We start from the raw sequence: 8522 nt of genomic DNA on the forward strand, positions 1-8522 counted from the left end.
GACATAAGGAGCGATACGATGTATCCACAATTAACACCAGAAGTTCAAGAAAACGAAATTAAAGTGGTTATGGACACAACAATGGGTCCAATCACTTTCAAGCTATTCCCTGAGAAAGCACCAAAAACAGTTGAAAACTTTGTAACACATGCGAAAAACGGTTACTACGATGGCATCATCTTCCACCGTATTATCGATTCATTCATGATTCAAGGTGGCGACCCAACCGGTACAGGTATGGGCGGCGAATCAATCTGGGGTTCTTCATTCGAAGATGAATTCGATCCAGAATTATTCAACATGCGTGGCGCACTTTCAATGGCGAATGCAGGTCCGAACACAAATGGTTCTCAATTCTTCATCGTACAAGCACCAAAAGTTGATAACTCTTTCATTAAACAAATGGAAGTACGCAACTGGCCAAAAGAGCTTATCGATGGTTACAAAAACTACGGTGGTACACCTTGGTTAGACGGTAAACATACTGTATTCGGTCAAGTAATCGAAGGCATGGATGTTATCGATGCAATGGCTAAAGTTGAAAAAGGTTTCCAAGACAAACCAAAAGAAGATATCAAAATCAACACAATCACTGTAGAAGATTAATTTGCCACTACAATAAAACACCGCATCTCCACTTGGAGATGCGGTGTTTTTTTAATGTATTAAAAATTATTTTTATGTGGCAACGTCGATCCGTTCACGTCCTGAAAGAAGAAGTTCGGTTAAGAGCGCCGCGTCCATGCGGCAACACCGAACTATGCCCATCCAACGAAGGAAGATCGACTAAGAACGCCACGTCCTGTGGCAACGTCGATCCGTTCACGTCCTGAAAGAAGAAGTTCGGTTAAGAACGCCGCGTCCATGCGGCAACACCGAACTATGCCCATCCTTGGGCATAAAAAAAACCACCGACCGGCAAGTCAGTGGGAAAAGATGCATTTGAGATTGAATTTCACATGGCAAGTGTATTCTTTAGCAAATGCTTTTTATTAAAACGGTAATTACACTATACACGTAGTTTTAAATAATAAAAATATGCCATTTATCGTATTTTTGTTGATTTAAAATCATATTTTTGTCAATAAAATACTTGGAGAAATAAAAAGAAACGTGTATAAAAGAGACCAATTCTTTATACACGTCCTTATAGATGGTGCTTTTTTAGTTTAATGTACTTAAAAATGTATAGTGTAGAAAAAATAAGAAAAAACTAGTTAATTATGCTGTAAAGACAGCCTTAATACGTGAAATGCCTTGTTCTAGAGTTTCTTTAGGACATGCGATATTAATGCGTAAAAAGCCTTTGCCATATTCACCGTATTTTGTGCCGGGATCTAATGCGACACCAGCATCTAATAAGCGATTCATGACATCTTTTTCATCTAAATTTGTTGCGCGGTAATCCAACCACATTAAATACGTCGCATCATTTTCAGGAATGTGTAAGCCATCAACTGCATTTAATTGTTCAGCTGTATAACGGATATTCGCACGTAAATAATCTTTTAGCTCTGCTAACCAATTAGCACCTTCCTTGCTAAAAGCACCTTCAATTGCGGCAATAGCAAAAATATTTAAGCCACCTTGTGCATGACTTTGCATTGTCTTTTGCAAGGTTTGACGTTTTTGCGCATCTGGCACGAACATCATCGCTGCATGAATACCTGCAATATTAAATGTTTTCGTTGGCGCAAATAATGTAATGACATTTTCAGGATGCGCCGTAATTTTTAGAAGGGGTATGTGTGTACCCGTTAGTACAAGGTCGCTATGGATTTCATCGGATAATAATAGTACGCCATGCTTCGCACAAAGCGCATCGATTTGACGAAGTGCCGCCTCATCCCATGTAAAGCCAATTGGATTATGTGGATGACATAAAATAAAGAGTGTCACCTGTTCAGGTGCTAAGGCAGCCTCAAGTTTATCGAAATTTAACGTATAGACACCATTTGATTCATCTAGTGGACAAAAAGCGACCTCACGCGCTAATTGCTTTGGTGAATTGAAAAAGGGTGGGTAAATCGGTGCCGTCATTAATACAGTGTCCGCTTCACTTGTGAATGCTTCAACAACAGAGGCAATCGCAGGAACAACCCCTTGGTGATACAGTACCCAGCTCGGATCAATAATTGTATCATGCTGCGACTTCAGCCAATTTGTTGTGGCAGTCGTGCAGGCTTCACCTTCAAATGAATAGCCATAAACGGGATTATCGAGGCGTTTTTGAATCGCTTGTGTGATGCTTTTTGGTGCGGCAAAATCCATATCTGCTACCCACATTGGAATGATGCCATCGACATTATCGCGTCCGTAGACGAGTTTTAATTTGTCCCATTTTAATGAATCCGTTTGTTGACGTGTGTAAACTTTATCGAATAAACTCATTGCTTTTAGCCCCATTTCTTTTTGCATTAGTTGATTTTATGCTATTATATCGAGTATTAATGGAAATAGATAGGTGGAAGCAATGGACAATATAGACATACAGCGAGAAGCGGAGCATATGTTAGCACAATGGAATGCTTTAAAGCTAGAGGATGACCAAACAGTAAAATTGTTTGAAGCCTTGCAAGAAACGTTTGACCCGTCTGCTTTAGGAAATCAAATTCAGCGCATTTATGAAACGTCTTCTCAAATGTGGTTGCCAATTGAAGAATGCATCGATACCGCCCGCAAATTAATTGTGCTAAAATTAGCGGCTTTGTTGAAGAGTAAATAAAAAAAGGACTCCTACTAATATAGTAGAAGTTCTTTTTTATGTGCATCAAAACTAAAAAATGTGGATATTTCCTGCATTTTAAGGTGTTTGAAAATTTAAAAAAGATATTTTCAGAAATAATCGAGAACTTTTGAAGCACCAATTCGTCTATGCTATAATGACAATGGATATATAAAAGAACAAGGGCAGTTTGGAAAGTAGGATGACGATGTCTAACAAGTATAAGGTTGGCGATATTGTTTCAGGCAAAGTCACTGGTATTCAGCCTTATGGTGCTTTCGTTGCATTAGATGCTAACACGCAAGGTTTAGTTCATATTTCTGAAATTACTTACGGCTTTGTAAAAAGCATTACAGACCATTTAACCGTCGGCGACATTGTTCGCGTGAAGATTTTAGATATTGCGGATAATGACGAAAAAATTAGTCTGTCACTGCGCGCTTTACAGGCAAAACCGATAAAGCGAAAAGAACAATTGCCACGCAAATCACTACAAGACCGAGTGGACGAAAAAGACTCGGTTGGCTTTAATTCATTAAAAGAAAAGCTCGGTGAATGGATTGAAGAATCCGGTTTAAACTAAGCAGCTTTTCGATTGAAAAAGAGTTGTCTCATAATGGGGCAACTCTTTTTTTAATTGTTTTGTAAGCGTTTTAAAAAAGATAGATGAAAAAAGTAGAAATAGTCGGCATGAGTGAGTGTTCTGTGTTACAATATGGGCGATATTGGTAATCTAATACTTAGTAAAGAGGCGAGGAATGTATAATGGCAGAAAATCTGAATCTATTTACATCTACACAAACGATTATTAAAGAAGCATTGCAAAAATTAGGTTATGATGAGGCGATGTATGAGCTTTTAAAAGAGCCATTACGCATGCTACAAGTCCGCATTCCTGTTCGTATGGATGATGGTACTGTAACGGTATTTACAGGTTACCGCGCACAACATAATGATGCTGTTGGCCCCACAAAAGGTGGCGTTCGTTTCCACCCGAATGTAACAGAAGAAGAAGTTAAGGCATTATCGATGTGGATGACATTAAAAGCAGGAATTGTCGATTTACCATATGGTGGTGGTAAAGGTGGCGTTATCTGTGACCCACGTCAAATGTCAATGGGCGAGCTTGAGCGCCTAAGCCGTGGTTACGTTCGTGCAACAAGCCAAATCGTTGGCCCAACAAAAGATATTCCAGCGCCAGATGTTTTCACAAATGCACAAATTATGGCATGGATGATGGATGAATATAGCCGCATGGATGAATTTAACTCTCCAGGCTTCATTACAGGGAAGCCAATCGTACTTGGTGGCTCGCAAGGCCGTGACCGTGCGACTGCCCAAGGTGTAACCATCGTCATTGAGCAAGCAGCAAAACGTCGTGACCTAGAAATCAAAGGTGCACGCGTTGTAATCCAAGGTTTCGGTAATGCGGGTAGCTTCTTAGCGAAGTTTATGAATGATCTAGGTGCAAAAGTAGTCGGCATTTCAGATGCAAACGGTGCATTATACGACCCAGAAGGCTTAGATATTGATTACTTACTTGATCGTCGTGATAGTTTCGGTACGGTAACAAACCTATTCGAAAATACGATTACAAATGAAGAACTACTAGAACTTGAATGTGATATTTTAGTGCCAGCTGCGATTGAAAATCAAATCACAGCAGAAAATGCACATAATATTAAAGCAAATATCGTTGTCGAAGCGGCAAATGGCCCAACGACATCAGAAGCAACAAAAATTTTGACAGAACGTGGCGTTCTACTTGTGCCAGACGTATTAGCATCTGCTGGTGGTGTAACGGTATCTTACTTTGAGTGGGTACAAAATAATCAAGGCTACTACTGGACAGAAGAAGAAGTAAACGAAAAACTATACAAAAAAATGGTCGAAGCATTCGATAATATTTACAATGTGGCCATGTCACGAAAAATTGACATGCGCTTAGCAGCCTATATGGTCGGCGTACGTAAAACAGCTGAAGCATCACGCTTCCGTGGCTGGGTATAATAAAAAGAGGTTTTGACACATCTATGAGCATAAGAAAAACCGGAATCGCGAGGTGGCGCGGTTCCGGTTTTTCGTTGTGAACGCTAAAAAGGAACATGATGTGTTTTGTCTCAGTCTCTTTTTTAATGCGAACTTATCCCTTAGCATTAATAGATACAATTTCTCTAGTTGGTAAGACAAGACAATGTAGTGCACCGCCAAAGACCGCGCCACCATCAAGGCCAATAATATTGTTATCACCAAAATAGACGGCGAAATTACCTCGTTCTTTATGAAGACGTGGTGTAGGCGTATGGCCAAACACCACCGTTTTTTTGCCTCGATAATTGTCGTGAAATTCTTGGCGAATCCATAACAGACGATGTTTTGGCGTAATGCTAAGCGGCACCTCTGGATCGACGCCGCCATGGACAAAAATATAGTCATCACGCTCGACATACGTTTCAAGTGAGCGAATCCATTCTAAATCTTCTTCAATTTCAGCTGTCACAAACGATTCAGGTGACATACTATGCTCAATATCCTCTGTATCAAAACCATAGCTTTTAAGTGTTGCGACACCGCCAGCTGTATGAAGCCAGTGTAGCCAGCTTTCGGTAGAACGATTTTTAAAGGCCTCATACATAATCTGCTCATGATTACCAGAAAGACAAATAGCACCTGCTTGCTGTAATTGCTTCATAAAGGCAATCACTCCTTTTGAATCAGGACCTCGGTCAATATAATCACCAAGAAAAATCAGCTCATCCTGCGATGAATCATACTTTACTTTTTTTACTAATGCTTGAACCATTGCTAGTTCTCCGTGAATATCTCCAATTACTAATGTACGCATCCAGTCAGCTCCTCGTTCCATAAAAAAAGAATTGTCCCGTAGAACAATTCTTTTGTAGCAATAAAAGAATTGCTATTTTGATGATAAATTGGCATTCTCTGTTTTTAACGTTTCCGGTCGTTCACCGATATGACTCCAGTTTGTAACACCGTCATCTTCGTCAAAATAAATTGTAGCACGACTAACACCTTTTTGTGCTAGCAGCAGTTTCATTAAATTGTCTCGAACATCATCGGCAAAAGCCACTGTCACAGTCGGATCGATTTCAGCCATTAATTCAACATGTAAGGATTCACCTTCTTTAATAACCTCTAGACGACGAATATCTTTTATATGTGGATTATCGGATACAAGATAAGCAATATGATTTAACATTTCTTCATCTGTTTCACCAATTGCACCACGCGCATTTTCCAAAAAGACTGTCCCGACAACGAAGAACATCATACAGCCGATAATAATTGATACAATCCCTTCAATCTGATTAAACGGTGTGTAATGCGCAATGAGTACGGCGATAAAGGCTAAGACATTCCCGAGCGTTGCTACCGTATCTTCCATAAAGACAAGCTTTGTTGCAGGCTTAGCACGTCCGAGATTTTTCAGTGCAGATATAAATGTTGCAAGTCCTTTAGCCTCTACACTTGCCTCATGATTAATTTCTTTACAAGCTTTAAATAATACCGTTCCTTCTAATAGGATACCTAGTGCTAAAACACTTAGTACAATCCAAACACCTGTAGAAGTCGTCGGGTGTAAAATATGATGCCAGCCTTCTAAAATTGTTTCATATGCTAAAATCCCAACGATAATAACAGCAAATAAACAAACAAGATTAATAACCCGCCCAAAGCCAGTGGGAAATTTTCGAGTTGGCGCTTTTTTTGAGAGGGCGGAGCCAATAAAAACAAAGAATTGATTGGCGGCGTCACCTAGTGAGTGCATCATTTCAGCGAACATTGCTACATTTCCTGTGAAGAAATAAGCTGCTCCTTTAACAATGCCTAAAATTAAATTAACAAAACCTGCTAGAAGCGATGGTTTATTACCTTGCTTTAAAAGTGAGAAAAATTCACCCATTATAAAATCCTCCTCTATGATAGAAGTTCAATTTCTACTGTTTCAACACAATCAAGTTTACGGATTTTCCGGTACATTGATAGTGCGTCCTCTTCTGGTAACGAGGATAGCTGTAAATGAATAACATGCTTCAAAACGAAGTCCGCATGGATATCCTTAATATTGAGTTGCTCAATGGTAAAATGGTTTATTTTTAAATAATCAAGCACGGTATCAATATCCTCTATTTGTAACACAACAATCTTTAGTGAAGCCTCTTTACGCCGCAATAGAGCGGGCCCTAAACGAAAGAAGAGTGGTGCTACAACTTCCACACCAAGTAAAATAATGAAAACGGCAATAAGAGCAGGAATATAGAAGCCAGCACCTACAGCAATTCCAATACCAGCTGCGCCCCAAATCATTGCTGCTGTTGTAAGGCCTGTAATGCTATCATTTGTACGATGCAAAATAACCCCAGCACCAAGGAAACCGATACCACTTACAATCTGTGCCGCTAAGCGAAGCGGGTCCATCGTAATATTGATACCTGGAACGGGTGTTGCACGTAACGCCGATTCCATTGAAATGATCGTCAATAAACAGCTAAATGTTGCGATAACAAGACTAGTTTTCAACCCAACAGGCTTGCCTTTCAATTCCCGTTCTACACCGATTATTAAACTTAATGTCGCAGCAATCAGCATCTTTATACTAGCCTCTCGTAATAAACTATAATCTGTAAGCCACTCCATCGGATTTCCCCCTTTTAAATAATATTGTCAGTTCATCTGTTTAATGAGAAAATAGGTTATTGCTTCATTGTACATCAGTTAAGTGGAGTATTTAACCAATTTTTCAAGGAGTAAGAAAATGCATCCATACTTCGCAATTATTATAGGTGTTTTATCAGTTGCCGCCTCTGCGATTTTTGTGAAATTAGCAAGTGCAGAAGCAGGAGCCATCGCTTTTTATCGAATGTTTTTTTCGGTGTTACTAATGTTGCCGTTATTTTGGCTAAAGCACCGACAAGAGCTACGCCTCATCAATTGGAAACAGTGGGGGATTATGACGTTATCCGGGATTTTTCTTGCCTTCCATTTCATTTTGTGGTTTGAATCCTTAAACTACACATCTGTTGCAAGCTCAACTGTACTTGTGACATTGCAGCCCTTATTTGCAATCGTTGGTACCTATGTTTTATTCAAAGAAAAAATAACAGCTAAAACCATTATTGCCGCATGTATCGCCATTTTTGGTAGTGTGTTGCTTGCTTGGGGAGATGTGCAATTAGGTGGCACAGCATTATTTGGTGATTTATTAGCGCTGTTTGCATGTGCACTCATTTCCTTCTATATGTTATGCGGCCAAAGTGTGCGTCAAAACATTTCATCTACTACGTATACGATCAATGTCTATGCGATTAGTACGGTTGTGTTAGCCATTTATATGTTAGGAAAAGGGGAAAGTTTTGGCCCCTATCCGGGAATGGACTGGCTGTGGTTCCTTCTATTAGCTATTGTTCCCAATTTGTTAGGGCATAATCTATTTAACTGGGCATTAAAATATGTTTCTGCAAATGCGATTTCAATTGCTATTTTATTTGAACCAGTAGGAGCTTCTATATTGGCATACTTTATTTTCAGTGAATATTTACATTCATCACAGATAATAGGTGGCATCATTGTTTTGTTAGGGATTATTTTCTATACAATCGATGAAAAGAAAATGAAAAAATATTTCAGAAAAACTATTGACGAATAATAGTTCTATGGTTTATAGTATTACTTGTCATTAAGACGGCTTATAAAACTTTATAAAAGTAGCGATTAAAAAGTTCTTGCTTTTTGAAAGTTATCGTGGTAAAGTAATAAAGTCGTCAGCAAGACGTAC

The 8522-nt window shown here is 39.2% G+C and carries 9 protein-coding genes; 5 read left to right on the forward strand and 4 right to left on the reverse strand.

The window, feature by feature from the left end; all coding sequences use genetic code 11:
- Nucleotides 1-18 precede the first annotated feature (18 nt).
- Nucleotides 19-606, forward strand: a complete 588-nt coding sequence (locus tag KTHG_RS17590; RefSeq protein WP_139995606.1) for a peptidylprolyl isomerase — start codon at nt 19-21, stop codon at nt 604-606.
- A 615-nt stretch (nt 607-1221) separates the two neighbouring features.
- On the opposite strand, the gene KTHG_RS17595 is transcribed toward KTHG_RS17590, so the two are convergent.
- Complete coding sequence (locus tag KTHG_RS17595) at nt 1222-2391, reverse strand: MalY/PatB family protein (protein ID WP_139995608.1); 1170 nt, start codon at nt 2389-2391, stop codon at nt 1222-1224.
- Nucleotides 2392-2473: 82 nt separating this feature from the next.
- Here KTHG_RS17595 and KTHG_RS17600 point away from each other — a divergent pair, with 82 nt between their 5' ends.
- The 3 genes from KTHG_RS17600 to KTHG_RS17610 all read left to right on the forward strand — a co-directional run bounded on the left by KTHG_RS17600 (nt 2474) and on the right by KTHG_RS17610 (nt 4735).
- Nucleotides 2474-2725 (forward strand): DUF1871 family protein, encoded by a 252-nt coding sequence (locus tag KTHG_RS17600; RefSeq protein WP_139995610.1) that lies wholly within the window; start codon nt 2474-2476, stop codon nt 2723-2725.
- Between the two features lie 208 nt (nt 2726-2933).
- The gene (gene yugI / locus KTHG_RS17605) at nt 2934-3308 is read left to right on the forward strand and encodes a S1 domain-containing post-transcriptional regulator GSP13 (RefSeq protein WP_126989818.1); all 375 of its coding nucleotides are present in this window, start codon (nt 2934-2936) and stop codon (nt 3306-3308) included.
- 182 nt (nt 3309-3490) lie between these two features.
- The gene (locus KTHG_RS17610; RefSeq protein WP_139995612.1) at nt 3491-4735 is read left to right on the forward strand and encodes a Glu/Leu/Phe/Val family dehydrogenase; all 1245 of its coding nucleotides are present in this window, start codon (nt 3491-3493) and stop codon (nt 4733-4735) included.
- A gap of 133 nt (nt 4736-4868) precedes the next feature.
- Here the strand turns inward: KTHG_RS17610 and KTHG_RS17615 are convergent, their stop codons facing one another.
- The 3 genes from KTHG_RS17615 to KTHG_RS17625 all read right to left on the reverse strand — a co-directional run bounded on the left by KTHG_RS17615 (nt 4869) and on the right by KTHG_RS17625 (nt 7384).
- Nucleotides 4869-5570, reverse strand: coding sequence for a metallophosphoesterase family protein (locus tag KTHG_RS17615; protein WP_139995614.1), 702 nt, complete (start codon nt 5568-5570; stop codon nt 4869-4871).
- A 72-nt stretch (nt 5571-5642) separates the two neighbouring features.
- Complete coding sequence (locus KTHG_RS17620; RefSeq protein ID WP_139995616.1) at nt 5643-6650, reverse strand: cation diffusion facilitator family transporter; 1008 nt, start codon at nt 6648-6650, stop codon at nt 5643-5645.
- A gap of 14 nt (nt 6651-6664) precedes the next feature.
- Nucleotides 6665-7384 carry an MgtC/SapB family protein gene (locus KTHG_RS17625; RefSeq protein ID WP_139995617.1) on the reverse strand — a complete coding sequence of 240 codons (720 nt, stop codon included), beginning with the start codon at nt 7382-7384 and terminating at the stop codon, nt 6665-6667.
- A gap of 118 nt (nt 7385-7502) precedes the next feature.
- Between KTHG_RS17625 and KTHG_RS17630 the strand changes: the two genes are divergently transcribed.
- On the forward strand, nt 7503-8393 hold the full coding sequence (locus KTHG_RS17630) for a DMT family transporter (RefSeq protein WP_139995619.1): 891 nt from the start codon (nt 7503-7505) through the stop codon (nt 8391-8393).
- Nucleotides 8394-8522: the final 129 nt, after the last annotated feature.

Source organism: Kurthia sp. Dielmo (assembly GCF_000307285.2).
Taxonomy (GTDB): domain Bacteria; phylum Bacillota; class Bacilli; order Bacillales_A; family Planococcaceae; genus Kurthia; species Kurthia populi.

Coding starts and splice junctions, on each gene's coding strand:
- KTHG_RS17590 (WP_139995606.1), top strand. CDS start 19: ATGTATCCACAATTAACACCAGAAGTTCAAGAAAACGAAATTAAAGTG.
- KTHG_RS17595 (WP_139995608.1), bottom strand. CDS start 2,391: ATGAGTTTATTCGATAAAGTTTACACACGTCAACAAACGGATTCATTA.
- KTHG_RS17600 (WP_139995610.1), top strand. CDS start 2,474: ATGGACAATATAGACATACAGCGAGAAGCGGAGCATATGTTAGCACAA.
- yugI (WP_126989818.1), top strand. CDS start 2,934: ATGTCTAACAAGTATAAGGTTGGCGATATTGTTTCAGGCAAAGTCACT.
- KTHG_RS17610 (WP_139995612.1), top strand. CDS start 3,491: ATGGCAGAAAATCTGAATCTATTTACATCTACACAAACGATTATTAAA.
- KTHG_RS17615 (WP_139995614.1), bottom strand. CDS start 5,570: ATGCGTACATTAGTAATTGGAGATATTCACGGAGAACTAGCAATGGTT.
- KTHG_RS17620 (WP_139995616.1), bottom strand. CDS start 6,650: ATGGGTGAATTTTTCTCACTTTTAAAGCAAGGTAATAAACCATCGCTT.
- KTHG_RS17625 (WP_139995617.1), bottom strand. CDS start 7,384: ATGGAGTGGCTTACAGATTATAGTTTATTACGAGAGGCTAGTATAAAG.
- KTHG_RS17630 (WP_139995619.1), top strand. CDS start 7,503: ATGCATCCATACTTCGCAATTATTATAGGTGTTTTATCAGTTGCCGCC.